The organism is Micromonospora sp. C97 (genome assembly GCF_018070385.1).
GTDB lineage: Bacteria > Actinomycetota > Actinomycetes > Mycobacteriales > Micromonosporaceae > Micromonospora > Micromonospora parva.
Window position 1 is genome coordinate 244014 of the sequence record NZ_JAGPXU010000003.1, and the last position, 24299, is coordinate 268312.

Annotated in this window: 23 protein-coding genes and 1 riboswitch; of the genes, 10 read left to right on the top strand and 13 right to left on the bottom strand. The window is 71.8% G+C overall.

Features of this window, described 5'->3' with window-relative positions; genetic code table 11:
* Window positions 1-82 precede the first annotated feature (82 nt).
* A riboswitch (cobalamin riboswitch) is annotated at window positions 83-147 on the bottom strand.
* Between the two features lie 180 nt (window positions 148-327).
* Window positions 328-2205, bottom strand: coding sequence for a M14 family metallopeptidase (locus KBX26_RS07480; RefSeq protein WP_210858375.1), 1878 nt, complete (start codon window positions 2203-2205; stop codon window positions 328-330).
* 210 nt (window positions 2206-2415) lie between these two features.
* On the opposite strand from KBX26_RS07480, the gene KBX26_RS07485 reads away from it, so the two are divergent.
* On the top strand, window positions 2416-3753 hold the full coding sequence (locus tag KBX26_RS07485) for a C39 family peptidase (RefSeq protein WP_210865005.1): 1338 nt from the start codon (window positions 2416-2418) through the stop codon (window positions 3751-3753).
* A gap of 76 nt (window positions 3754-3829) precedes the next feature.
* Here the strand turns inward: KBX26_RS07485 and KBX26_RS07490 are convergent, their stop codons facing one another.
* From KBX26_RS07490 to mqnE, 3 genes are all read right to left on the bottom strand, one after another.
* The gene (locus tag KBX26_RS07490; RefSeq protein ID WP_210865006.1) at window positions 3830-4120 is read right to left on the bottom strand and encodes a DUF4229 domain-containing protein; all 291 of its coding nucleotides are present in this window, start codon (window positions 4118-4120) and stop codon (window positions 3830-3832) included.
* 73 nt (window positions 4121-4193) lie between these two features.
* Entirely contained in the window at window positions 4194-4631 is a 438-nt protein-coding gene (locus KBX26_RS07495; protein ID WP_210865007.1) for a hypothetical protein, read from the bottom strand.
* Between the two features lie 23 nt (window positions 4632-4654).
* A complete protein-coding gene (mqnE, locus tag KBX26_RS07500; protein WP_030334058.1) occupies window positions 4655-5824 on the bottom strand; it encodes an aminofutalosine synthase MqnE in 1170 nt (389 codons plus the stop codon).
* Window positions 5825-6063: 239 nt separating this feature from the next.
* Here mqnE and KBX26_RS07505 point away from each other — a divergent pair, with 239 nt between their 5' ends.
* The 4 genes from KBX26_RS07505 (at window position 6064) to KBX26_RS07520 (ending at window position 12359) form a co-directional block, all read left to right on the top strand.
* Window positions 6064-7635, top strand: a complete 1572-nt coding sequence (locus KBX26_RS07505; RefSeq protein WP_210865008.1) for a C40 family peptidase — start codon at window positions 6064-6066, stop codon at window positions 7633-7635.
* A 114-nt stretch (window positions 7636-7749) separates the two neighbouring features.
* The gene (locus KBX26_RS32175) at window positions 7750-9384 is read left to right on the top strand and encodes a hypothetical protein (RefSeq protein WP_051708639.1); all 1635 of its coding nucleotides are present in this window, start codon (window positions 7750-7752) and stop codon (window positions 9382-9384) included.
* 197 nt (window positions 9385-9581) lie between these two features.
* Window positions 9582-11636 carry a DEAD/DEAH box helicase gene (locus KBX26_RS07515; RefSeq protein ID WP_374224229.1) on the top strand — a complete coding sequence of 685 codons (2055 nt, stop codon included), beginning with the start codon at window positions 9582-9584 and terminating at the stop codon, window positions 11634-11636.
* Between the two features lie 102 nt (window positions 11637-11738).
* A complete protein-coding gene (locus KBX26_RS07520) occupies window positions 11739-12359 on the top strand; it encodes a putative glycolipid-binding domain-containing protein (protein WP_036411914.1) in 621 nt (206 codons plus the stop codon).
* Window positions 12360-12394: 35 nt separating this feature from the next.
* Here the strand turns inward: KBX26_RS07520 and KBX26_RS07525 are convergent, their stop codons facing one another.
* From KBX26_RS07525 to KBX26_RS07535, 3 genes are read right to left on the bottom strand one after another with little or no spacing between them, the layout of a single operon-like run.
* On the bottom strand, window positions 12395-13486 hold the full coding sequence (locus tag KBX26_RS07525; protein WP_030334047.1) for a PLP-dependent cysteine synthase family protein: 1092 nt from the start codon (window positions 13484-13486) through the stop codon (window positions 12395-12397).
* Between the two features lie 32 nt (window positions 13487-13518).
* On the bottom strand, window positions 13519-14349 hold the full coding sequence (locus tag KBX26_RS07530) for an SDR family oxidoreductase (RefSeq protein WP_030334046.1): 831 nt from the start codon (window positions 14347-14349) through the stop codon (window positions 13519-13521).
* Between the two features lie 50 nt (window positions 14350-14399).
* Window positions 14400-14858 (bottom strand): Lrp/AsnC family transcriptional regulator, encoded by a 459-nt coding sequence (locus KBX26_RS07535; protein WP_030334044.1) that lies wholly within the window; start codon window positions 14856-14858, stop codon window positions 14400-14402.
* A gap of 270 nt (window positions 14859-15128) precedes the next feature.
* Between KBX26_RS07535 and KBX26_RS07540 the strand changes: the two genes are divergently transcribed.
* Window positions 15129-15395, top strand: a complete 267-nt coding sequence (locus KBX26_RS07540) for a BldC family transcriptional regulator (protein WP_007454516.1) — start codon at window positions 15129-15131, stop codon at window positions 15393-15395.
* A gap of 118 nt (window positions 15396-15513) precedes the next feature.
* On the opposite strand, the gene KBX26_RS07545 is transcribed toward KBX26_RS07540, so the two are convergent.
* Complete coding sequence (locus tag KBX26_RS07545) at window positions 15514-16143, bottom strand: UbiX family flavin prenyltransferase (RefSeq protein WP_030334042.1); 630 nt, start codon at window positions 16141-16143, stop codon at window positions 15514-15516.
* A gap of 152 nt (window positions 16144-16295) precedes the next feature.
* On the opposite strand from KBX26_RS07545, the gene KBX26_RS07550 reads away from it, so the two are divergent.
* The gene (locus KBX26_RS07550) at window positions 16296-17279 is read left to right on the top strand and encodes a terpene synthase (RefSeq protein WP_210865009.1); all 984 of its coding nucleotides are present in this window, start codon (window positions 16296-16298) and stop codon (window positions 17277-17279) included.
* 54 nt (window positions 17280-17333) lie between these two features.
* Here the strand turns inward: KBX26_RS07550 and mqnP are convergent, their stop codons facing one another.
* The 3 genes from mqnP to KBX26_RS07565 all read right to left on the bottom strand — a co-directional run bounded on the left by mqnP (window position 17334) and on the right by KBX26_RS07565 (window position 20455).
* Complete coding sequence (gene mqnP / locus KBX26_RS07555; RefSeq protein WP_030334038.1) at window positions 17334-18245, bottom strand: menaquinone biosynthesis prenyltransferase MqnP; 912 nt, start codon at window positions 18243-18245, stop codon at window positions 17334-17336.
* Window positions 18245-19705 (bottom strand): menaquinone biosynthesis decarboxylase, encoded by a 1461-nt coding sequence (locus KBX26_RS07560; RefSeq protein WP_030334033.1) that lies wholly within the window; start codon window positions 19703-19705, stop codon window positions 18245-18247. The genes mqnP and KBX26_RS07560 overlap by 1 nt, the downstream gene beginning before the upstream one ends.
* A 177-nt stretch (window positions 19706-19882) precedes the next feature.
* Window positions 19883-20455: a carboxymuconolactone decarboxylase family protein gene (locus tag KBX26_RS07565; protein WP_030334031.1), complete on the bottom strand. Its 573-nt coding sequence runs from the start codon at window positions 20453-20455 to the stop codon at window positions 19883-19885.
* An 82-nt stretch (window positions 20456-20537) separates the two neighbouring features.
* Between KBX26_RS07565 and KBX26_RS07570 the strand changes: the two genes are divergently transcribed.
* Together KBX26_RS07570 and KBX26_RS07575 are read left to right on the top strand one after the other, a co-directional pair.
* Window positions 20538-21014, top strand: a complete 477-nt coding sequence (locus tag KBX26_RS07570; protein WP_030334029.1) for a MarR family winged helix-turn-helix transcriptional regulator — start codon at window positions 20538-20540, stop codon at window positions 21012-21014.
* A gap of 262 nt (window positions 21015-21276) precedes the next feature.
* Window positions 21277-22638 (top strand): hypothetical protein, encoded by a 1362-nt coding sequence (locus KBX26_RS07575; RefSeq protein ID WP_210865010.1) that lies wholly within the window; start codon window positions 21277-21279, stop codon window positions 22636-22638.
* Window positions 22639-22764: 126 nt separating this feature from the next.
* Here KBX26_RS07575 and KBX26_RS07580 read toward each other — a convergent pair whose 3' ends face one another.
* Together KBX26_RS07580 and KBX26_RS07585 are read right to left on the bottom strand one after the other, a co-directional pair.
* Window positions 22765-22947 (bottom strand): DUF397 domain-containing protein, encoded by a 183-nt coding sequence (locus tag KBX26_RS07580; RefSeq protein WP_210858412.1) that lies wholly within the window; start codon window positions 22945-22947, stop codon window positions 22765-22767.
* Window positions 22944-23750: a helix-turn-helix transcriptional regulator gene (locus KBX26_RS07585; RefSeq protein ID WP_210858403.1), complete on the bottom strand. Its 807-nt coding sequence runs from the start codon at window positions 23748-23750 to the stop codon at window positions 22944-22946. Before KBX26_RS07585 ends, KBX26_RS07580 begins: the two co-directional genes overlap by 4 nt.
* A 319-nt stretch (window positions 23751-24069) precedes the next feature.
* Here KBX26_RS07585 and KBX26_RS07590 point away from each other — a divergent pair, with 319 nt between their 5' ends.
* Complete coding sequence (locus KBX26_RS07590; RefSeq protein WP_210865011.1) at window positions 24070-24270, top strand: hypothetical protein; 201 nt, start codon at window positions 24070-24072, stop codon at window positions 24268-24270.
* Window positions 24271-24299: the final 29 nt, after the last annotated feature.

A 24299-nucleotide genomic window follows, 5' to 3' on the forward strand; every position in this document is an offset into this window, starting at 1 on the left:
GCTTCGCCGACAGGGACTTTCGTACGCCCGCCCACGAGGCGCCCTTCCTCGAGAGCGCGTATCGCGACCGGTCCGCAGGCGACCTGGCTCGTCCCCACCGGTCGGTGGGGCATCACAGTTGCGGGACAGCGCCGGTTTCGCACCGGCTTCGCTGCGGGCTGGTCGGTAAGACGGTAGCGCACCGCCGGGACGTGCCGGATCGATCAAGGATCGATCGGCGCGCGACGATCGGTTGGACCGCCGCAGGGTGAGGGGTATGTCCCGGATCAGGAGGATCGGGAGCGGGTGGTGGGGCCCCGCCGGGGGGCGGGACGGGGCCCCACCCGATCAGGAGGATGTGATGGTGACGTTGTCCACAGCCGCCTCGACCAGACTCGCCCCGGAGGCGTCAGCCGCTTCGACGAGGATGCGGACCGACTGGCCGGCGTACGGGGTGAGGTTGAGGTTCGCGACCGCCCAGCTTCCGTTGCGGTTGCTGGCCGCGCCGGCCTGGGTGAGCAGCGCTGTCGTTCCGCCGTTGTGCACCACGCTCACCCGCAGGTAGTCCGCCGACGAGGCGTTCGAGCCGTGCGCCAGGTACCAGGCGAGCGACAGGGTCAGCGTGCCGGACGACGGCAGGGTCACCGCCGGCGACCGGGCGCTGGTCACGCCGCCGTCGACGTCGTAGTCACCGGCCGCCGAGCCGGCCAGCCGGCCGGTGACCAGGTCGTTGGAGCCGGCGTACGGGGTGAGCTGCTTGGCCCCGGAGGACGTGGTCGCCTGGGCGGCACCCCGCTCGAACGCGCCAGCCGTGGCGGTGTCGGTGCCGGACGGGTTGATGGTCCAGCCGGTGGCGGTCTCGAAGGTGTCCGACCAGACAGTGGTGCCGCCACCACCGCCGCAGTACTGCGCCTGCTTGCCGATGGCCCGGTACGGGCAGTCGGCGTACTCGCTGAGGATCAGCACCGCCTCCCGGTTGCGCGAGGTCTGTGCGGGGATCACCTCGTCGGGCGGGTAGAAGCCGCCGCCGCTGGCGGAGCCCGGGTACATCTCGAAGGTGTACGCCCAGATGTTGTGGGTGGCCCACATCCAGTCGAGGCTGTCGCCGTCGGTGATGTAGAGGTCGCTGGACTGTTCCGGGGTGTAGTTGTTGGTGGCCGCCATCTGCTGGCCGATCGTGGCGAAGGTGTTGTACTGGTCCGCGTTCATCCCGGTCGCGGTGTTGGCGGTGGTGTAGCCGTACGGCCAGAGCACCAGCTGCGAGTACGTGTGGAAGTCGATGTTGGCCTTGATCTGCTGCACGCCGCCGACCACCCGGCTGTTGACGAAGTTGCGCAGCGCCTGCGTCTCGGGTGCGGAGAACGCCGACGGCCCCCGGTAGGTCTCCGACGAGGTGGAGCCGGACGAGCCGCCGCAGCAACCCCAGTTGTAGCCCCAGTTGCGGTTCAGGTCGGTGCCCACGTTGGACGAGCCGCTGTTGGGCTGGCGGTTCTTGCGCCAGGACCGGTACGACCCGGTGGCGATGTCGTACTCGCTGCCGTCCGGGTTGACGGTGGGCACGATCCAGATCTCCCGGCCGTTGACGATGTTGGTGATCCGGGAGTCGCTGCCGTAGCTGTCGGTGAAGAGGTTGAGCAGATAGATCGCCATCTCGACGGTCAGGTGCTCACGGGCGTGCTGTTGGGAGTTGAACAGGATCTCCGGCTCGTTCTCGTCGGTGCCGACGTTGTCGGAGATCTTCACCGCCATCAGGTCGCGGCCCTCGTACGACGAACCGATGCTGATCTTGCGAGCGATCGCTGGATGGTCGGCGACCACCTGGTTCACGACGGCGGTCAGCTCCGCGTAGTCGTGGTAGTTGGAGTCGGCCGGCGGGAAGGCCAGGGTGCCGATCTCGCCGGCGCCGCGCTCCGCGTTCGGCGGCGGGGCGAGCGGTTCGAGCCGGAAGCCGAGCTTGCCGATCGCGGCGGCCTCGCTCGCGGTGGCCGAGATGTGCAGCACGCCGTGTTCGGAGTAGTCGATGGCGGCTCCGGTGCGGGCCACCGCGTTGCGGTCGGCGAGGGTCCGGGGCCCGAGGACCCGGTAGCTGGCGGCGGCCGACTCTGCGGTGCGGTCCGGTGCCGGTCGGGCGGCGACCGGGCCGGCGGCGACGGTGACGATGCCCAGCCCGGTGACGACAGCGAGCACCAGGACACGGCGGAAGGGGATGGGCGTGCGGAGGGCCATGGACTACCTCCTCGAAGGGCGGGAGATCCCGCTGGGTGAAGGACACTTCACCACCTGTCACATGGTCATATCAATATCGATCGCTGCCTTATGCATCCCAGGAGGATCATCACGGCGGCAATGATTTTCCACCTATCAACGTCTGGCGAAACTTCCCTCCAAGCGGAAAACTGACCAGCGACGATGCCCCCTCGACACCGCGGAGCACCCATGGCCAGATCCCGCCTGCGCGCGGCCGCCCTCGCCGGCGTCACCACGCTCACCCTGCTCGCCACCACCGCGCCCGCGATGGCGGCACACCCGCCCACCCCCGCCCACGACGAGCAGATCACCTACCAGGACTGGTCCGGGCCCGCCGACTGGCACCGGGGCAGCCGGGCCGGCACCCGCGTCGTGCCCGGCGCCCGCGCGGGCGTCACCCTGGCCCGCCCCGCCGGCACCATCGAGTACGCGGACCCGCACACCGGCGCCACCCGCACCTGGGAGTACGGCACCTGGACCTCACCGGTGACCCGGATCGGGTTCGACGCCACCGAACTGATCGCCTCCTGGAACGCGGAAACCCCGGCCGGCACCTGGATCCAGGTGGAGATGCAGGGCAACTACACCAGCGGCGACCAGACCCCGTGGTACGTGCTGGGCCGCTGGGCGTCCGGCGACACCGACATCAAGCGGACCACCGTCAACCGACAGGGCGACCCCTGGTCGACGATCTGGACCGACACGTTCAGCATCGACGACGCCGCGGCCGGGGTGCTGCTGCGGTCGTACCAGCTCAAACTGACCCTCTACCGCGCGCCCGGGCAGAGCGCCGCGCCGGTGGTCCGGATGCTGGGCGCGATGAGCTCGACAGTGCCGGACCGGTTCACAGTGCCGCCGAGCGCCGGGCACATCGCCTGGGGCGTCGAACTGCCGGTGCCGCGCTACTCGCAGAACGTGCACAGCGGGCACTACCCCGAGTACGACGGCGGCGGCGAGGCGTGGTGCTCGCCCACCTCGACCGAGATGGTGGTCGAGTACTGGGGCCGCGGACCGTCGGCGGCCGACACCTCCTGGGTCGACCCCACCTACCCCGATCCGACGGTCAACCACGCCGCGCGGATGACCTACGACTACGCGTACGACGGCGCGGGCAACTGGCCGTTCAACACCGCGTACGCGGCCAGCTTCCCCGGGCTGGAGGGTCGGGTGACCCGGCTGCACTCGCTGGACGAGCTGGAGCGTTTCATCGCCGCCGGCATCCCCGTGGTGACCAGCCAGTCCTTCCTCGCCAGCGAACTGGACGGCGCCAACTACGGCACCTCCGGGCACCTGTTCGTGGTGGTCGGCTTCACCGCCGACGGCGACGTCATCGTCAACGACCCCGCCTCGTCCAGCAACGACGTGGTGCGCAACGTCTACAAGCGGGCGCAGTTCGAGCAGATCTGGCTGCGGACCAAGCGCACCAACGCCAGCGGCGGCGTCTCCGGCGGCTCCGGCGGCATCGCCTACCTGATCAAGCCCACCGCAAAGCCCTGGCCCAAGGTCCAAGGCTCCACCAACTGGTAACCCCCACCCACCTCTTCGGAGTTGATCATGAGGTTAGCGGCCGCCACTCGGTGTGTCGTAGCCGCTAACCTCATGATCAACGCGGGGAATCGGTGGGCGGGTCGGTGGGATTGGGGTTTGGGGGGTTTTCGCCGGCCAGGGCGGAGCGGAGGCGTTCCTTCTCCGCCTTGCGGCGCTCGGCCGATTCGGCGATCTCCCCGGCCATCTCGTCCCGCCAACCGCGCAGCAGAAAGAAGGAGAGCGCGGCGGAGAACGCCAACGCCAGCATCAGCTTCAGGAACACGTTCATGTCGATCAGCCAGAGGCCCGCCAGCACGGCGACGAACAGCCCGATCCGGCCCAGCGTGTACTTGAGCGCGGCGCTCACCTGCACCACTCCGTTCTCTCCGTCGCCCGCCACTGCCGGCGGAAGGTTCGAGCCGCCCGGCGGGCGGTAGTGCTCAGCCGGTCCGCCGGGCCAGCCAGCGGACGCCCGGGAACCAGACGATCGCGTACGCCACTGTGAACGCGGCCGCCCCCAACGCACCGGAGAGCAGCGGCGGCAATCCGGAGCCCAGACCGGCGACCAGGAGCCCGGCGAACACCCCGACGGCAGCCGCGACCACCGCCGCCACCACGCGGGCCGCGCCGAACTCCCAGGCCCGGAAGTCGTCCCAGAACAGCCAGGCCGGCAGGATCACCGCCAGCCAGCCGTTCGTGTGCCCGAACTCGCCACTGCCGAGCGACGCGAAGCCCCACTCGAACAGCACCAACGCGAGCACGCCGATGACCAGGCCGGCCAGGCACACCCCGAGCAGGTCGCCCAGGGTACTGATGCGGCCCTGGTCGTCCCGGCGGGGAAAGCCGCCCTGCTGCTCAGATCCTCGTTGCTCGGTCATCGACTGCGAGGGTACGTGGCGACTCAGGCCCAGACCTGCTGCGGCTCGGCGCGCCGCTCGGCCAGCGACGGGGCCTTGTCGTACTCCCGGACCACGTTGTAGCGGGTGTCCCGCTCGACCGGCTGGAAGCCGGCGTCCCAGATCAGGTGCAGCAGGTCGTCGCGGTGCATGGTGTTCGGGGTGCCGTACGAGTCGGCGTCGTGAGTGATCTTGTATTCGACGACGGAACCGTCCAGGTCGTCCACGCCGAAGTTCAACGACAGCTGAGCCACCGACAGCCCGTGCATCACCCAGAAGTTCTTCAGGTGCGGCACGTTGTCGAAGAGCAGCCGGGAGACGGCGAACGTCTTCAGCGACTCGGCCGGCGAGGCCATCGTGGTGCGGGCCTGGATCCGGTTACGGATCTTGCCGTCCGCCGAGTCGACGAAGTCGTGCTGGTAGCGCAGCGGGATGAAGACCGCGAACCCGCCGGTCTCGTCCTGCAACTCGCGCAGCCGCAGCACGTGGTCGACGCGGTGGCGGGGCTCCTCGATGTGGCCGTACAGCATCGTCGCCGGGGTCTTCATGCCCTTGCTGTGCGCCAGGGCGTGGATCCGCGACCAGTCTTCCCAGTGGCAGGCGTGGTCGACGATGTGTTGGCGGACCTCCCAGTCGAAGATCTCCGCGCCACCACCGGTCAGCGACTCCAGGCCGGCGTCCATCAGCTCGTCGAGGATCTCGTCGGCGCTCAGGCCGCTGATCTTCTCGAACCACTGCACCTCGGTCGCCGTGAAGCACTTGAGCTTGACGGTCGGCAGCGCCGCCTTCAGCTCACGCAGCACCTTCGGGTAGTAACGCCAGGGCAACGTGGGGTGCAGACCGTTGACGATGTGCAGCTCGGTGAGCTGCTCGTCCTCCATCTCCTTGGCCTTGCGGACCGCCTCGTCGATGCGCATCGTGTACGCGTCCTTCTCGCCCGGCTTGCGCTGGAACGAGCAGTACGCACACGACGCCGAACAGACGTTGGTCAGGTTGAGGTGCCGGTTGACGTTGAACATCACCCGGTCGCCGTTCAGCTCGGTGCGCTTGTGGTGCGCCAGCCGCCCCAGCCAGGTCAGGTCGTCGCTCTCGTAGAGGGCGACCCCGTCCTCCCGGGTCAGCCGCTCACCGGCGTACACCTTCGCTTCGAGCTCACGCTTGAGTCCGGCGTCCATGGCACGTCCCTTCCACCTGCGGTCCGGATCGAGCGTACGTCGCGGCGCCGACGGGCCCGGCGGCACGGTCGGCGGCAGCGACCCACTTCACCAGACTCTCAGCCTCCCGTAACCCGACAACGCATCGACATGAGTGGCGAGGTGCGGTAGTAACAAGGTGGGGCGGAACACACACACTGGTACCGTCCCGGCGGTCGCGCCCACCGAGCGCGACGACGAGCGGTTGGACGGGGAGCGGCATGGTCTACAGCGGGCGCGGGCGACGGCAGCGACGACGGAGCCCGGTGATCTCGCCGGTCCTGCGTCCGAAGCTCTGGGCCGCCCTGCTCGGTGCCATCGCCGCAGCGGTGCTGGCCACCCCCGCATACGCGGAGCCCGGCGTGCCGACCACCGTGCCGGACACCGGCTCCCGCCCGGCGGTCACCGGCTCGCTCCAGCTGCCCGGCGCCGCACCGGTCGCCGGCGTGCCCGTCCCGCCGGTGGTCAACATCGGCAGCGGCCCGCTGGCCACCGCGATCGCCGCCGGCGAGGTTCAGGTCGGCACGCTCGGCGAGGCGTTGCTGGTCAGCCGACAGAAACGCGTCGACGCGCAGGCCCAGCTCGACGCGGCCGGCAAGGCGCTGGCGACCGCACAGGACGCCCTGCTGCGGGCCCAGCAGACCGCCGACACCGCCGCCGCCGAGGCCATCAAGCAGGCCGCCGCGCTCCCGCCGGGCGACCTCGCCCAGGACATCCGTGGGCTGAGCCGCCTGCAGGCGATCACCCGTGGCGAGAAGGTCGACGGCGGCACCACCGGGGTGGCCGGGGAGCTGTCCCGGGCCCGCGCCGGTGAGCAGGCCGCGTACCAGAAGCACAGCGAGGCCAAGGACCTGCTCGCCGCCGCCGAGCTGGAGTTCACCACTGGCGAGACGGCGCTGCGCGCCGCCGAGGCGAGCCTGCTCAAGCTGCGCAAGGACAACGCCGCCGCGCTGATCGAGATCGAACGCCAGCAGGAGGCCACCGAGCAGCAGATCGGCGCCGGCTACGTCTCCAACCAGAGCATCAGCGGCATGGCCGCGCACCCCCGGGCACTGGCCGCGGTCCGGTACGCGCTCGCCCAGCTCGGCGACCCGTACAAGTGGTCCGAGGAGGGGCCGAACCAGTTCGACTGCTCCGGCCTGATGTGGGCGGCGTACCGCTCCCCCGGTGCCGACTACTTCGACCTGCCCCGGGTCTCCCGCGACCAGTACGCGGCCACCCGGGGACGCACGGTTCCGCAGAGCGCGCTGCTCCCCGGCGACCTGCTCTTCTTCGCCTCGGGCAGCAGCTGGACGACGATCCACCACGTCGGCATGTACATCGGCAACGGCAAGATGGTGCAGGCACCCACCACCGGCGACGTCGTCAAGATCTCGGTCGTCCGTTGGTCCCGGCTGTACGCCGCCACCCGGGTGATCGGCGCGGTGCCGGCACCGGCCGTGACCAATCCGACCCCGCCCGTCACGACCCCGCCCGTCTCGCCCCCGAAGCCGACGCCGCCGAAGCCCACGCCCACGCCGACGAAGACCACCAAGCCGACGCCCACGCCGACGCCGACGAAGACCACCAAGCCGACGCCGACCCCGACGCCGACCTTGACGACCACCCCGACGCCCACGCCGACCGGCAGCACCACGCCGAAGCCGTCGAACACCCCGAGCAACACTCCGACGACCCTGCCGCCGGCACCGCCCAGCGCACCGAACAGCGCGTCTCCGACGACCACGCCGAAGGCCAGCACGAGCGCGACCGGCACCCGCAGCGCGACGGCCACCCCCAGCGACGCGGGCTGATCCGCCACGACCCGCTCCGGCTGTCCGCTCGGGGAGATCTGTGGCACCGTGACAACCAGGCACATCCGACCCGACGTCACGGGTCCGGGTGCGAGCATGGCGCGGAGGGCGGAAATGGCCGAGCAGAAAGATCCGGCGGAGACTGTCGACCCCGTGGTCGACCAGGCCGACCCACCAGGGCCGGACACCGCCGACCCGGTGACCGCCGCCAGCCCGGCAGGCACCAGCCCGGCAGACAGCGACGCCAGCCCGGCCGACCGCTCCGCTGACAGTGATGCCGAGGCGGCCGACAGCGGCCCCGCCGACAGCGACATCAGCTCAACCGCCAGCGATGCCAAGGCGGCCGACAGCAGCACGGCACCGGTCGTCGCGGACGCCTCGACCGACGCCGATGACGATGCGCCCGCCGCCGAGGTACCCGCCGGTGCCGCCCCCGGCGGAACGGACGCCGCCGTGGACAGCGGCGGGACCGACGCCGCCACGGACAGCAGCGGGACCGACGCCGGGGAGCCGGCAGTGGTCGACGCGCCCCCTGCTCAGGCCACCGCACCGGTACGCGCCCGCGCCAGCGTCGTGACCGCCACGGCGCGCCGGGCCGACATGCCGGCCAGTGCTCCGAGCACGGCGACCACCTACCGGGCGACCGGCTCGGCCAGCCCGGCCGGCTCGGCCGACGTGTCATTGCCGGGTCAGCGGCACGGCTCCCCCGCGCCCGCCCGGGCCAGCGCCACGGTTCCGAGCGGCAGCCGGGGCACGGCCGGCACCCTGGGCAGCCCGGATCCTCGGGAGAGCACGCCCGGCGTCTACCGGTCCGCGCCGGTGGGCACCGAGCCGGAGCCGGCCCCGACGCCCTCGACTCCGGAGCCGGAGCCCGCCCCACCCGGCCCCGGGCCGACGCAGCCGCCGCCACCCGAGCCGGAGCCCGCACCGGCCCCGGGTCCGTACCCGCCCGGGCCGACGCCGACGCCGAACCCCCGCCCAACGCCGCCGCCCGGTCCGGTTCCGCCCGTTCCGGGCCCGCCCATCCCGCCGCCCTCGCCGGTGCCGCCCATTCCCGGCCCGCCGTCGCCGCCCGTCCCGAGCCCGCCGCTGCCGCCACCCGGTCCGCCGGTGCCGGCACCGCCAGCCCCGCCCGGCCCGATGCCGGCACCGCCGTTTCCGCCGCCACCGGCGATGACCGACACGCCCGGCGTACGGGCCACCGCGTCGGTCTCCGCACCGCCATCCGGGTGGTCACCCACCGGTGGGGCGACCCGCCCGATGTCCGCCGGCGGATGGGCCCCGCCAGCCGCCTCCGCACCGCCGGTGGTTCCCGCGCCAGCGCTGCCGAGCTGGCCGCCGTCGACCACCGGGGCTCCGTCGTCGACCCGGAACAGCACCATGAACTCCCGGACGACCGCGCCGCCGAGCGGCCCTCCGGCCGGTTCCGCCGGACGGGTTACGGCCGGCACCCGTGGTGTGCGGCACGACGGCGGCTCCGACCTGGCCGGCACCGTCTACGGCAACGGCGAGGGGGCCGGATTCACCACTGTCGCGATACCCGCCAACGCGGTGGAGACCTCCGGCTCGTTGACCGGGCACATCCTGGCCCAGGGCTGGTCCGACACGCCGACCGAACGGTCCAGCAACGCCCGGGTGATGATCGTCCTGGCCGCCGCTCTGGGGCTGCTGGTGGCGATCAGCGTCGCGGTCGTCCTGCTCGCCGGCGACGCCCTGGACGGTCTGGTGGGCAGCGTGCTCAACGGGTGAGCCAGCGAGCGCCAGCGATGGTGAGTCCGCCCACTACGGTCGGACAACCGGCTGGCGGCTTCGCCGGACCGCCGTACACTGGATGAGATCACTGACCCGGCGCGCGTGGTGTGCGCCCCTGGGCGATCTTGCGGGCGATCCGGCGGCACAGCCGCGGCAGGCCATCGCGAAGATGCGCCCCGCTCGAAAGGTTTTTGTTGACCACCTCTGCTGACCCCAGCACCGTTACGTCCGTTTTCAACTCAGTCCCGGCGGCCGACACCGCACGGGAGCAGCTCGACGTCGCTCCGGGCGAGGCCGCCACCCCGCAGGCCGAGCCCGTGCCGACGGAGACCGCCGACCCGATCAGTTTCACTACCCTCGGCCTGCCCGACCCGCTGGTCCGCGCACTGGCGCAGCAGGGCATCACCAGCCCGTTCGAGATCCAGCGGGCCACCCTTCCGGACGCGCTCGCCGGCCGCGACGTGCTGGGTCGGGGGCAGACCGGTTCCGGCAAGACGCTCGCCTTCGGCCTGCCGATGATCGCTCGGCTGGCCGACCGCAACCGGGCCCGGCCGATGCGCCCGCGCGCCCTGGTGCTGGTGCCCACCCGAGAGCTGGCCATGCAGGTCAACGACGCTCTGGTGCCGCTGGGCAAGGCCGTCGGCATCTTCCTCAAGACCGCCGTCGGCGGCGTTCCGTACGACCGTCAGATCGACGCGCTGCGTCGCGGTGTGGAGATCATCGTGGCCACCCCGGGGCGGCTCGGCGACCTCATCGAGCGGGGCATCTGCCAGCTCGACGACGTCGAGGTCACGGTGCTCGACGAGGCCGACCAGATGGCCGACATGGGCTTCCTGCCCGAGGTGACCGAGCTGCTGGCGAAGACGCCGGCGAACGGTCAGCGGCTGCTCTTCTCGGCCACCCTGGACGGTGACGTCGACGCGTTGGTCAAGCGGTTCATGACCGACCCGGTCACCCACTCCACCGCGCCGTCCACCGCCTCGGTGTCCACCATGGACCACCACATGCTGTTGATCCCGCCGCACGAGAAGTTCCCGGTGGCGGCCTCGATCGCCGCCCGGGACGGCCGGACGATGGTCTTCGCCCGTACCCAGCTCGGGGTGGACCGGCTGGTCGAGCAGCTCGCGGCCGTCGGCGTACGCGCCGGTGGGCTGCACGGCGGCAAGACCCAGCGGATGCGCACCAAGACGCTTGCCGAGTTCCGCGAGGGCCGGATGAACGTGCTGGTCGCCACGGACGTGGCGGCGCGGGGCATCCACGTCGACGGAGTCACCCTGGTGCTGCACGTCGACCCGCCGAAGGACCCGAAGGACTACCTGCACCGTGCGGGTCGTACCGCCCGGGCCGGCGAGTCTGGTGCGGTCGCCACGTTGGTGCTGCCGAAGCAGCGCCGTACCACCCTGGCGATGATGGAGAAGGCCGGCGTCGCGCCGGCCGAGACCCGGGTCCGGGTCGGTGACGCGGCGTTGGCCGAGCTGGTCGGCGCCCGCGAGCCCAGTGGCGTCCCGGTCCGCGTCGAGGCGGAGCCCCGGGGCTACGGCGACCGCTCCGGCGGCTCGCGCCGGTTCGACGACCGGGCCGGCGGCCCGCGTCGGTTCGGTGACCGCTCAGGCGGCGAGCGTCGCTACGGCGACCGCCCGCAGGGCGACCGGCGCTTCGGCGACCGGCCCACCGGCGAGCGCCGCTTCGGCGACCGGGCCCAGGGCGACCGCCCGCAGGGCGACCGGGGCTACGGCGATCGGCCGCAGGGCGACCGCCGCTACGGCGACCGGCCCACCAGCGAGCGCCGCTTCGGCGACCGCCCGCAGGGTGACCGTGGCTACGGCGACCGCCCGCAGGGTGACCGACGCTTCGGCGACCGGCCCACCGGCGAGCGTCGCTTCGGCGACCGGGCCCAGGGCGACCGCCCGCAGGGCGACCGTGGCTACGGCGACCGCCCGCAGGGCGAGCGGCGTTACGCCGATCGGGACACCCGGGGGTACGGCGACCGGCCGCAGGGCGAGCGTCGGTTCGGGGACCGGCCGCAGTTCGGTGACCGGGACGGTCGGGGCGATCGGCCGACCGGCGAGCGGCGCTTCGGCGACCGGCCGCAGGGTGAGCGGCGCTTCGGCGACCGGGACGCTCGCGGTGGTTTCCGCCCGGAGAGCCGGGTCCGCGACGACCGGCCCCGTGACGACCGGCAGCGCGATGACCGGCCGCGCGACGACCGGCGCGGTTTCGGCGGGCGACCGCCAGCGCGTACCCACTGATTGATCCACCGAACGCCGTCGCGAAGCCCAGGCTTCGCGGCGGCGTTCGCGCATGCCCTGCCGATGCCGACCGGGTCGCGTAACGTCCGGCTCATGCCGACCATGCCGAAGTCAATCTTCTGGTCCCGGACGGACACCGCCGGCAGCGAGCAGGTCCTGCTCGACGACGGCCACGGGTTGGCGGCCAGGGGCACGCTGCTCGCCGTGGACCCGGTCCCGTGGACCGCCCGCTACCAGCTGACCACCACGCCGGACTGGGCCACCGCGCGGGTCGAGGTCGAGGCCGAGGGTCCCGGCTGGCTGCGCCGGGTGACGCTGGAGCGGGCCGTGGGCCGGTGGCGGGTCACCACCGCCGAGCAGGGCGACCTGGACGCGGCCCTCGTCGTGGCCGGTCATCCCCGGGCCGGGCTGCCCGGCACCGACGACCCGGACCGACTGGCCGACGCGCTCGACGTCGACCTGAGCGGCTCGCCGCTGTTCAACGCCCTGCCGTATCACCGGCTCAGGATGGCGGCCGAGCCCGCCGACGTGGCCCACCGGATCACCGTCGCCTGGGTGCTGCTGCCCGGCCTGGAGGTGGTGCCGGCCGAGCAGATCTACACCGGGCTCGGGCCGGGGCGGATGCGCTTCGCCAGCGGCACCTTCACCGCCGACATCGATCTGGACGACAGCGGCTATGTGGTGCGCTACCCCGGGCTGGCCGAACGGATCGACCCCCGCTGACCGACACCGAGCCCGGCCACGGCCCGCTTGGCGGTTCAGCCGGGCCAGACTCCGGTGGCCAGGAAGCGGTCGATCGTGGCCAGGTGCGGGGTCAGGTCGAGGCCCTGGGCGCTCACCCAGTCGTCGGCGTAGTACGTGTCGGCGTACCGGTCGCCGGGGTCGCAGATCAGGGTGACCACCGAACCGGTCCGACCCTCGGCGAGCATCGCGGCGATCAGGCCGAACGCGCCCCACAGGTTGGTGCCGGTGGAGCCGCCCACCCGACGGCCCAGCAGCGCCGATCCGGCGCGCATCGCGGCCAGCGACGCCGCGTCCGGCACCTGGACCATCCGGTCCACCACCGAGGGCAGGAACGACGCCTCCACGGTGGGCCGGCCGATCCCCTCGATGCGGGAGCCCTTCCCGGTCCGTACCGACCAGTCGGCGGCCAGCCAGGCCGGGTAGAACGCCGAGTTCTCCGGGTCGACCACGCAGAGCTTGGTGGCGAGCCGGCGGTACCGGGCGTACCGGCCGATTGTCGCGCTGGTGCCCCCGGTGCCGGCACCCACCACCACCCAGGCGGGGATCGGGTGCCGCTCCAGCTCCAGCTGCGCGTAGATCGACTCGGCGATGTTGTTGTTGCCCCGCCAGTCGGTCGCCCGCTCGGCGTAGGTGAACTGGTCCATGAAGTGCCCGCCGGAGTCCTCGGCGAGCCACCGGGCCTCGACCACCACACTCGCCGGGTCGTCCACCAGGTGGCACCGGCCGCCCTGGAACTCGATCTGCGCGATCTTCTCCGGTGAGGTGGAGGCGGGCATCACCGCGATGAACGGCAGGCCCAGCATCCGGGCGAAGTACGCCTCGGAGACCGCAGTGGAACCCGACGACGCTTCGACGATCGTGGTGCGCGGCCCGATCCAGCCGTTGCAGAGCCCGTACAGGAACAACGAGCGGGCCAGCCGGTGCTTCAGGGAGCCGGTGGGGTGTGACGACTCGTCCTTCAGATAGAGGTCGATCCCCCATTCGCGGGGCAGCGGGAACGGCAGCAGGTGGGTGTCGGCCGAGCGGTTCGCGTCCGCCTCGACGGTGGCGATCGCCTCGGTCACCCAGGTCCGGCTGGATTCGTCGCACCTGTCGAGATGAGTCACGCTCGGAAACGTAGCAAGCTGACCAGGGGTGGTCAGCGCCGGTCCGGCGATGCCGACCGGCGGCGTTGGCGGCGCTGACCTGCGCGGCCCGCGGCGCGGACCAGTGGGGTCAGTGTGACGGCCAACCTGGGCAGCGCGTCCAACAGACGCACCTGCGCACCCCGCCAGCGGGGCAGGCTGACCACCGGGCGTGGTCGGCGGGCCAGCCGGACCACCCGGGCCGCCACCCGCTGCGCGGTCAGCATCGACCCGGTGAACGAGGCCACCGCCCCCGGGTCGTCCAGCCGGTCGTGCAGCATCGGGGTCCAGATGCCGTCCGGGCAGAGGCAGGAGACGTGCACCCGCCGGTAGCCGGCCATCCGCAGGTCGGACAGGGTGCCGAGGCTGAACGCCAGCAGTGCGTGCTTGCTGGCCGCGTACACCGTCTCGCCGGGCGCGGCGATCAGCCCGGCCAGCGAGACGACGTTGAGCACGTGCCCGTGGCCCTGCGCGCGCATCACGGTCAGCGCGGCGAGGGTGCCGTTCATGGCGCCGTGGGCGTTCACGTCGAGCACTCGGCGGCGAGTCGGGGCGTCGTGCTCCCACGACGCCCCGGTGACCAGGATTCCGGCGTTGTTCACCCAGAGTGCGAGGTCACCCCGGCTCGCCGCGTTCGCGGCGATGGCGCGGCAGGCGTCCTCGTCCCGGACGTCCAGGGCTGCCGACCAGCCGCCGAGCGGTGCCGCGGCGGCCCGCACCGCCGCCGGGTCGAGGTCGGTGAGCAGCACCGACCAGCCGTCGGCGTGCAGCGCGGTGGCGATGGCGCGGCCCAGGCCCCCGGCGGCGCCGGTCACCACGGCCACGGGACGCGCCGGAGGGGTCATCGGCGCACGCTACCGCCGGTCGACCGGGCGACACCAGGGGTACGGGATGGTCAGGTCGCGGTCGGGCCGACCGGCTGCGGGCGGTTCTCCCACTTCGTGGAGAGCGCGATGGCGGTACGGGTGGAGGCGACCCCCGGTGTCCGGTTCAACCGCACGATCAACTGCTCCAGTTCGGCGATCGTGCCGACCCGCGCCTTGAGCAGGAACGACTCCACGCCGGCCATGAAGTAGCAGGACTCGATCTCGGGCAGCACCCGCAGCGACTCGAGCATGTCGTCGGTGTCGGCACCGGAGTCCTCGACGATGCCGATCAGCGCGGTGACACCCAGCCCGATCGACTCCGGGGCCACGTCCGCGCGGTAGCCCCGAACAACCCCGCTGCTCTCCAGTTTGCCGACCCGTTCGTGCACGGCCGGGGCGGAGAGGCCCACCTGTCGGGCCAGCTCGGCGTACGAGAGGCGCGCGTTGCCGCGCAGCAGGTCGACGAGGCTCAGGTCGATGGCATCCACAGAGAGTGACCCTAACCGTTGCCACGTAACGTGCGGCCTTCGGCACCCGTTGGACTGAGCGGTGAGTCACTGTTCAAAAACCGGCGGTCAGGGCAGAGGTAGCACCAGTAACATTACTAACTCCCCACTCAGTGCATTTTTCGCGTTTGGGCGGACAGGCCATGTCCCTGGTGCTGTAATTGCCATACGTCCCTCATGACGGCTCTGGGCTACGCACCAGCCGGGGGCAGTGTGTTCAGCCGGGGGCTTCGTCGACGCGAGGAGGGGGCTGTGGACACTGGAGATCGCCTGCTGACACCGGGTGAGGTCGCCGCGCTGTTTCGGGTAGACCCGAAAACTGTGACGAGATGGGCGGCGGCCGGCCGGATAGGAAGCATCCGGACTCCAGGCGGGCATCGCCGGTTTCGGGAATCCGAGGTGCGGGCCCTGCTTGAGGGGGAGGGCATGCTGGACGAGGTGGATGAGGTCGGAAAGCCACGCAATGTGGGGCCGGCCGCTTCCACGGGGCCGGGTCCGGCCAACGCCGGCATGTACTGAACTGGTGCGGACAACGCCACGCGGACCGGACACCAGTCCGGTCCGCGTCCCACTTCGGCCGACCGTCGTGCGGCAACGCTGCTCGTCCTGAGCAGCACTGTTCGGCACGAGCGGCGGCTCAGCTTCGCGCTGCGCCGAGCTGGCCGGACCACCGCCGGAACAGGGTGTGTGGGACGCCGAGGGCGTCCAGCACCTTGCCGGCCACGAAGTCGACCAGTTGCTGCGCGCTGGCCGCCGCGCCGGCACCGTAGAAGCCGGGGCTGGCCGGCAGCACCACAGCGCCCGCGTCGTGCAGCGCGATGAGGTGTTCCAGGTGACTGCGGGTCACTGGTGTCTCCCGGGGCACCAGCACCACGGGTCGGCGTTCCTTGAGGTTGACCTCGGCGGCGCGCTGCAACAGGTCCTTGGAGAGCCCGATCGCGACGCCCGCGCAGGCCGCCGTGCTGGCCGGGACGACAGCCATCCCGCGTACCCGGTAGGAGCCGCTGCTCGGCCCGGCGGCCAGGTCACCGGCCGGCCAGTGCCGGACATCCGCAGAGGTCAGGTCCCGGCCGAGCCAGGCGGCGAGGTCCTCGGCCCAGTGCCCGTCACGGAAGGGCCGGCCGGTCTCGTCGAGCACTGTGAGTCGTGCCGCCCGGGACACGATCAGGTCCACCGGCTCGCCCGCGTCGAGCAGCCCGCCGATGACGGCCGCCGCGTACGGCGTACCGGAGGCACCGGAGACCCCGACCACCCATGGTTCCCGCATACCCCCAGCCTGCCTGGTCCGGCTGGTCCGCCGGTGGGCACCCCCGGGGTCGGTACGGTCCGACATGTCGGGCGGGGCACCTGTGCCTCCCGCCGACCTGACATGCTGCGGCTGGCGATTCGCACCGGAACCATCTCGCAGAGGAGGCATCGGTGACGACCGGCGAGATCCTCCGGGCGCTGCGTGCCGAATGTCCGATCCCGTCCCAGCTGCCCGCACACGCCGACCGGGTGCAGGGCTGGCTGCTCGATCTGCTGCCCGAGCTTGGCCTGCCACTGGACGACGCCGCGCTGCGCCGGCTGTCCCGGGGGGCCTTCGCCCGGTACGCCGGGCGGCTCTACCCCGGGGCGACCGAAGCCGACCTGCGGGTGCTGACCGCGCTGTTCACCTGGTTCTTCCTGGTCGACGACGCCTGCGACGGGCCGAACCGGTTGACCCCGGGGCAGATCCGGGCGTTGCGCAACGGCACCCTGGCACTGCTGCACGACGGCGCCCGGCTGCGGCAGACCGGGCTGAGCGGGCCGCTGCGGCGACTGCTGGTGCTGGCGTGGCGGGAGCCGCGCCGCCGGATGCCGGCCCGGTGGCGGCTGCGCTTCGCCGACGCGGTGGCCCGACACCTCGACGGCACCTGGCAGGAGGCGGTCAACAAGGAGACCGGCCGCCGCCCGAGCGTCGACGAGTACGTCGAGCTGCGTCGGGCGACGTCGGCGGCGGAGGTGTCGTACCCGCTCGTGGAGTTCGTCAGCGGCCGACCGTTGCCCGACCCGGTCTACCACCACCCGCTGCTGCGCCAGATCGCCCGCACCGGCAACGACCTGCTCTCCTGGTACAACGACCTGGCCTCGCTGGACCGGGACCGGACGACCGCCGGCGGGCACAACCTGGTCCTCGCCCTGCAGGCCGAGCTCGACCTGCCGGAGGCGGAGGCGGTCGAACGCGCGGCCGAGCACTGGCGGGAGGCGATGCGGCGTTTCGTCGCGCTGCGCGCCGCGGTGCCGTCGTTCGGTCCGGCGTTGGACAGGGCGGTCGCCGACCATCTCGACGGGGTCGCGTACGCCGTGCGCGGGACCATCGACTGGACCTTCGAGAGCGCCCGCTACCCCGTCAGCGCCGCACCACCAGCCCCGGAGCCGTAGGCCGGGCCGGATCACCCAGCCCCAGGGCCGTCGGCCGGGCCGGATCACCCGACCTCAGGGCCGCAGGCCGAGCCGGATCACCAGGTCGAGTAGGGCGAAGAGGAACAGCGCGATGCCGACGAACCCGTTGGCGGTGAAGAACGCCCGGTTGACCTTGCTGAGGTCGGTCGGGGTGACCACCAGGTGCTGGTAACCGAACGCCACAGCGGTCAACGCCAGCCCGATCCACCAGAGCCAGCCGAGGCCGATCAACGCGCCGAACCAGATGAACAGCGCGAACGTCACCACGTGCGCGACCGTGGAGGCGTGCAGCGCGAAACGCCGACCGTAGCGGGCGGGCACGCTGTGCACGCCGATCTCCCGGTCGATCTCCGAGTCCTGGCAGGCGTAGATCAGGTCGAAGCCGCCGATCCACAGGCCCACGGCCGCGCCGAGCAGCCAGGCCGGCCCGGAGCCGTCCAGGGTGCCGGTGACCGCCAGCCAGGCGCCGACCGGGCCGACCGCCTGGGCGATCCCGAGGATGGCGTGCGGCCAGTTGGTGAACCGCTTGGCGTACGGGTAGACGACCAGCGGCACCACGGCGAGCGGCGCGAGCACCAGGCAGAGCGGGTTGAGCAGGGCGGCAGCGACGAGGAAGACCACCAGTGCGACGGCCGCGCCGGTCCAGGCCGTCCGCACGCTCACCGCTCCGGTGACCAGTTCCCGTCCGGCGGTACGCGGGTTCCGCGCGTCGATCTTGCGGTCGAGGATCCGGTTGGCGGCCATCGCGAACGTCCGCGCCCCGACCATCGCCACGGTGATCAGCAGCAGGTCGAGCCACCGTACCCGCCCGCCGTTGATCTGCATGGCGGTCAGCGCGGAGAGGAACGCGAACGGCAGCGCGAACACGGAGTGCTCGACGGCGACGAGCTTCAGGAAGGACTTGGTCCGGCCCGGCTTCGCCGCCGGTGCGTCGAGGACGGCCATCAGATCCCGTACTCCTTCCAGCGCTTGTCGACCAGGGCCGTGACCTCGGGCGCCATGCTCATCTCCTCGGGCCAACCACGGGTGTAGCCCTCGGTGGGCAGCTTGCGGGTCGCGTCGACGCCAGCCTTGCCGCCCCAGAACTGCTGGTACGACGAGTGGTCGAGGTGGTCCACCGGACCCTCGGTGAGCAACAGGTCGCGGGCGTAGTCGACGTTGCCGAAGGCCCGGAAGGCGACCTCGTTGTAGTCGTGCACGTCGCAGTCCTCGTCGACGATCACGATCAGCTTGGTCAACGACATCAGGTGCGCGCCCCAGATCGCGTTCATCACCTTCTGCGCGTGCTTCGGGTAGCGCTTGCGGATGGAGACGATCGCGCAGTTGTGGAAGACGCCGGCGGCCGGCAGGTCGTAGTCGACGATGTCCGGGATCATCAGCTTGAGCAGCGGCTGGAAGATCCGCTCGGTGGCCTTGCCGAGGCCGTGGTCCTCCTGCGGCGGCTTCGAGGTGACGATCGAGTGGTAGACCGGCTTCCGCTGCATGGTCATCGCCTCGATGTGCAGCACGGGGAACGGCTCGACCGGCGTGTAGAAGCCGGTGTGGTCGCCGAACGGCCCCTCGGGCAGCCGCTCACCGGGCTCCAGGTAGCCCTCCAGCACGATCTGCGCGTGCGCCGGCACCTGCAACGGCACGGTGAGGCAGTCGACCATCTCCACCCGCTCGCCGCGCAGGAACCCAGCGAACAGGTACTCGTCGATGTCACTGGGCAGAGGCGCGCTGGCCGCGTACGAGACGACCGGGTCGCAGCCGATCGCGACCGCGACCGGCAGGCGCTGCCCGAGCCGCTCGGCGACCGCGTGGTGTGCCGTCGAGTCCTTGTGGATCTGCCAGTGCATGCCCAGGGTGTTGCGGCCGTGCTGCTGGAGCCGGTAGAGGCCCAGGTTGCGCTTGCCGGTCTCCGGGTGCTTGGTGTGGGTCAGCCCGTAGTTGTGGAAGATCCCGCCGTCGTCCGGCCAGACCTGCAACCCCGGCAGTCGGTTGAGGTCGACATCGTCGCCCCGGTAGACGACCTCCTGGCAGGGCGCGGTCTTCACCTTGCGCGGCGGCAACGACTTGAGCTGCATGACCTTGCCGAGGCCCTCGCGGATGCCGGACCAGCCAACCGGCAACTCCGGCTTGATCATCGCGCCGATCCGGGCACCGATCTCGTCCAGCGTGTCGACGCCGAGCGCCATCGCCATCCGCTTCTCGGTGCCGAAGAGGTTGATCGCCACCGGCATCTCGCCCCGGGTCGGACGCTCGAAGAGCAGCGCCGGGCCGCCGGCCCGCACCGTGCGGGTGACCACCTCGCTGATCTCCAGGGTCGGATCAACCGGGACGTCGATCCGGCGCAACTCCCCCGCGCGCTCCAGCGCCGCGATGAAGTCCTTGAGATCGGTGTACGGGAAGCCACGAGCCGCCATGTCGCCCAGTCTCCCGCACCGGCTCCCACCCGGCCCAAGCCGGGTGCTGTGACGCGCGCGATGGCCGCCACGGCGAGCCCGGTGCGGACGGCGCGGCGTGCCTAGATCCACTCGGCTTTCAGGAAGTCGGGGTGTCCTGCGCCTGGAGATAGGCCGACTTTCTGAAAGCCGAGTGGATCAAGACCCGGCGCATGTGCGGGCTGCCGGCGCCCAGGCGTGGGCGGCCAGCGGCGGGTCGAGCGGTGCCCGGGTGAGTCGGTTGGCGAAGGTGGACATGGTGTACGCGCCGACGCCGAGCACCACGTCCAGCGCGTGCCGGGGCTGGTATCCGGCGGTCAGGAAGTCGTCCAGCTCGTGGTCGGGCACCGCGCCCCGGTGGTCGAGCACGGCCAGCGTGAACCGGCGCAGCGCCTCCAGGCGCGGCTCGGGCAGCACCGAGCCGGCCCGCAGCGCGGCGATCAGCTCGGGAGTCGCGCCGAGCTGGGTGAGCTTGCCGGTGTGCAGGGCGACGCAGAAGTGGCATTCGTGACTGGTGGAGACCGTCAGGATGACCACCTCCCGGTCCAGCGGGGCGAGGTCGGTCTGCTCGAAGCCCGCGCTGGCGGCGAGGAAGCCGGTGAGCAACTGTGGCGAATCGGCCATCAGTGCCACCGGGGTGGGCAGCCAGCCGAACCGGCCGCTTACTCCCTCGATGGACCGGCGGGCGGCGGCGGGGGCGGTCTCAGCGGTGTGGGCGGTGAAGACGGACATGGTTACCTGCTTTCCAGGGCTTGGTTCGGGGACGGTACGATAGTCAACGTGGTTGACGAAATAGTAAACGTGGTTGTCGAACATGGCAACCCCTGATCCCGCGCGGCCCGGCTTCGCGCTACCGCTGTTGCTGCTGGCCGGCTTCCGGACGCTGATCGACGACCTGCACGCCGAACTGGCCCGGGAGGGGCATCCGGAGCTACGACCGCTGCACGGGTTCGTGCTCCAGGCCGTCGGTGCGGACGGCACCACCGCCACCGAGTTGGGCCAACGGCTGGGCATCTCCAAACAGGCGGCGGGCAAGACCGTCGACCGGCTGGTCGCCGTGGGATACCTGGAGCGGGCCGACGACCCCGCCGACGCCCGACGCCGACTGGTGCGGGTGACGCCGCGCGGCGCCGACGGGCTACGCCGCTCGGCCGAGATCTTCGACCGGCTGCGGGCACAGTGGGCCGACACCCTCGGCCCTCAACGGGTCACCGCGATGGAGGACGACCTCACCACGATGGCCGCGGCCAACTGGTTCCGGCTCGACGTGCCCGGCTGGTTCGGCGGCTGATCGCCCGCTGCCGTGCGGGGCTGCCCGCCAACGGTGGGCGGGCGAACTGACCGGAGGCCTCCGCCCAGGTGGAGGGGCCGTTGCGGTGTTGCTGACCGGGTGCCGCGGGCACCCGACCATGTCCTGTTTCGACGGAGATCACGACCCGCTCGGCCGATCAGAAACTGTCACAGGCGATCCCTAAGATCATGGATGCCGGTCGGGTCCGGGGTGTTGCAGACCTGACGTCTTCCGATCGGCTCACCCCTCAGCAAGGAGATCAATGAGATCTGTGCGCGTTGCCCGTGGTCGGCTTCTGCGTGGCGTGACAGCGCTGCTCGTCGGCACCGCAGCAGTCGGTGTGGCGGCTGGCCCGGCTGCGGCCGAGGACGACCCCGGCTGGGTCAGCGGATGGCTTGATGACGTCACCGTCGGCGGCCCCGACGCTCCCGGCCGCACAATGCCGCTGACCCTGACCAGCACCGGGGCCAGCCAGCCCCGGGTGACCATCGACCTGACCGGCCTGGCGGGCGTGGCCACCGCCGCCTTCCCCGACTTCTGCGTCACCGAGGGCACCTCGGTGACCTGCCCGATGCCGCCGACGGCCGTCGACGAGTTCGGCACGCTCACCGGCACCGTGCCGGTGGTGTTCCGGCCCGCGCCCGGCGCCCTCGACGGCGCGAGCGGCACCCTCGACTACACGCCGCTCGGCGAGCAGACCGAGGCGTACACCCAGCAGGCGACCGTCACCGTGCGATCCGGGCCCAACCTGCTCGACCTGGTCGACGAGACCGTGACCGGCGTGCAGGTGGGCGACACCCTTCCCGTCCCGGTGGCCGTGGTCAACGCCGGCGACCAGCCGGCCGTGGACCTGCGGCTCACCATGCGCTTCCCGGTGGGCCTGGTGCCGGCCAGCTACCGCAACTGCCGGTACGGCACCAACCAGGTGCTCGCCACCGTGGTCGTCTGCACCGTGCGCGGCACGTTCGCGCCCGGCCAGCGGCACGAGCTGCGGGACGGGTTCGCCACCACTGTCGGCCCGGCGACCCTCGGCAGCAAGCGGATCACCCAGGCCGTGCAACCGCTGGCCAGCGCCGGCCCGCTCCCCAGTGGAGTGAAGCTCCGGAGCCGCGACGCCGACCAGGCGCTACGGCTACGGGCGGTGGGTGCACCGCTCGACGTGCTGCCGGCCGAGGCGACCCGGGCCGAAGGCCAGACCTACCTGCGGGGCGTGCACGGCGCCTTCGACATCGTCGCGAAGGGCGCGGCCGTCACCGGAGCCGTCGGTGACACCGTGCGGGTCACCGTGGGCCTGCGCAACAAGGGTCCGGGCGTGCCGGACGGCAGCCTCTCCGGCGAGGGCGTCGGGGCCTTCCTCTTCGTCCCGCCCGCCGGGGTCACCGTGCTCGCCGCCCCGTCCGACTGCTGGCTGAACGGCGACGAGGAAGAGCCCGAGACCGTCCCGGCAACCTGGTACTGCAACGGACCGGGGTCGGTCTTCCCGGCCGGCACGACTCACAAGGTCGGGTTCGACCTGCGGATCGACACCCTCTCCGGGGCCCCCGGCAAGGTTGAGCCGTTCCAGCGCTACCCCCGGGTGGACGACAACCCGAACAACGACGTCGCCCCCGTGACGGTGAGCTGAGCACCGCACCAGAACGACGCGGGCCGGTCACGGATGATCCGTGACCGGCCCGCATCGCGTAGGCAGGTCAGTGATGACCCGGCGGACGGTCGGCGGGTACGGCGGTCACGAGGATCCGGCGGATGGTCAGTGGGTGCGGGCCAGCTCGACGAAGGCCCGCCACGCGGCCGGGGTGAAGGTCAGCAGGCCGCCGTCGCGGTCCTTGGAATCGCGGACGTGCACCCGGCCGGGCAGGTTGTCGGCGACCTCGACACATGCGCCACTGTTGTTGCCGCTCCGGGTGGACTTGTGCCAACGGGCTCCGGTCAGATCCATGGCTTCACGATCTCCTCGAGCAGGTCGATCGACTGCTGCCGGGGCAGCGCGTCACTGCGCAGACTCTCCCACCTTCCGAGTAGGGTCGCCACCTCGTTGATGTCGTCCACGGCAGTGCCACCGGTCTGATTGTCGAGGAAGCCGAGCCAGCTGCCGTCGGCGGTGCGGCCGAGGATGAACGGCCCGAAGAGACCCGCGTGCAGCCCCACCCCCTGCGGCAGCACGTGCACCCTGATGTGCGGACGGCGGGCGCACGCCACCAGGTGTCGGAGCTGCCCGGCCAGCACCCCGGCGCAGCCCTCCGCGAAACGCTGGAGCGCCGCCTCGTCAATCACGGCGGTGAGCTGCGGCGGGTGCTCCCGGTCGAGGATCGTCTGCCGCTCCAACCGGGCCGCCACCAACTCCTCGATGCGATCGGCGGTGAGGCCCAGGTCGAGCCGGAACACCGCCCGGGCGTAGTCGGCGGTCTGCAACAGCCCGGGAATCATCGTCGCCTCGAAGCAGCGCAGCTGGGTGGCGACCCGTTCGACCTCCAGCCAGGGGCGGAACCAGACCGGTTCGCCGTCGCGCCGGCCCAGCTCGCGCAGCGAGACCAGCAGGCCGCCGGTGTCGAGCACCTCGTCGGCCCGGGTCAGGTACGCCTCGTTGGGCGCCGCCTGCCCCAGCTCGACCGCCGACACCATCGACGGCGAGTAGTGCGCCCGTTTGCCGTACTCCTCCTGAGTCAGCCCAGCCGCGAGCCGGGACCGTCGAAGCTGCTCCCGGATCAGCGCCGCCGTGGACACCACTGAGGTCACTGCGTCCCACCTTCCGCCGCGAACGTTGGGTAACCGGACCCACCTGCGCACGGTAGCGATCCCTCAACACTGCGTCATCCCCTGACACTCATATCGGGGTGACGACCGCCTGGCTCGACGGCAGTCCGGGGCTCGACGGCGGCCATCGCGTGATCCACTCGGGCTTCAGGAAAGTGCGGTATCCCCGGCGGCAGGACGCCCCGACCTCATGAAAGTCGAGTGGATCAACGGCGACCGGGGGGCTGGACATCCGTCAAGACCGGCGGGGACATCTCACCGTGCCTGGCCGAACGGCGGGACGCGGGAGCAGAGTGGATCCATGTCGGATGCGTACGTCGTCGGCGACCCGGACGGGTTCTCGCCCCTCCAGGTCGAGCTTCGCGACGCCATCGCCCGGGAGCTGCACGCCCAACTGGCGTTGCGCGGCGAGCGGATCGAGCTGGCCGACCTACCCGAGGTGTCCTACCAGGTGACGATCCAGGTCGAGCGGACCATCCGGGCCTCGCTACCCACCCGGTAGACGCGCGGTCCCGACAAGGCCCCGGATGG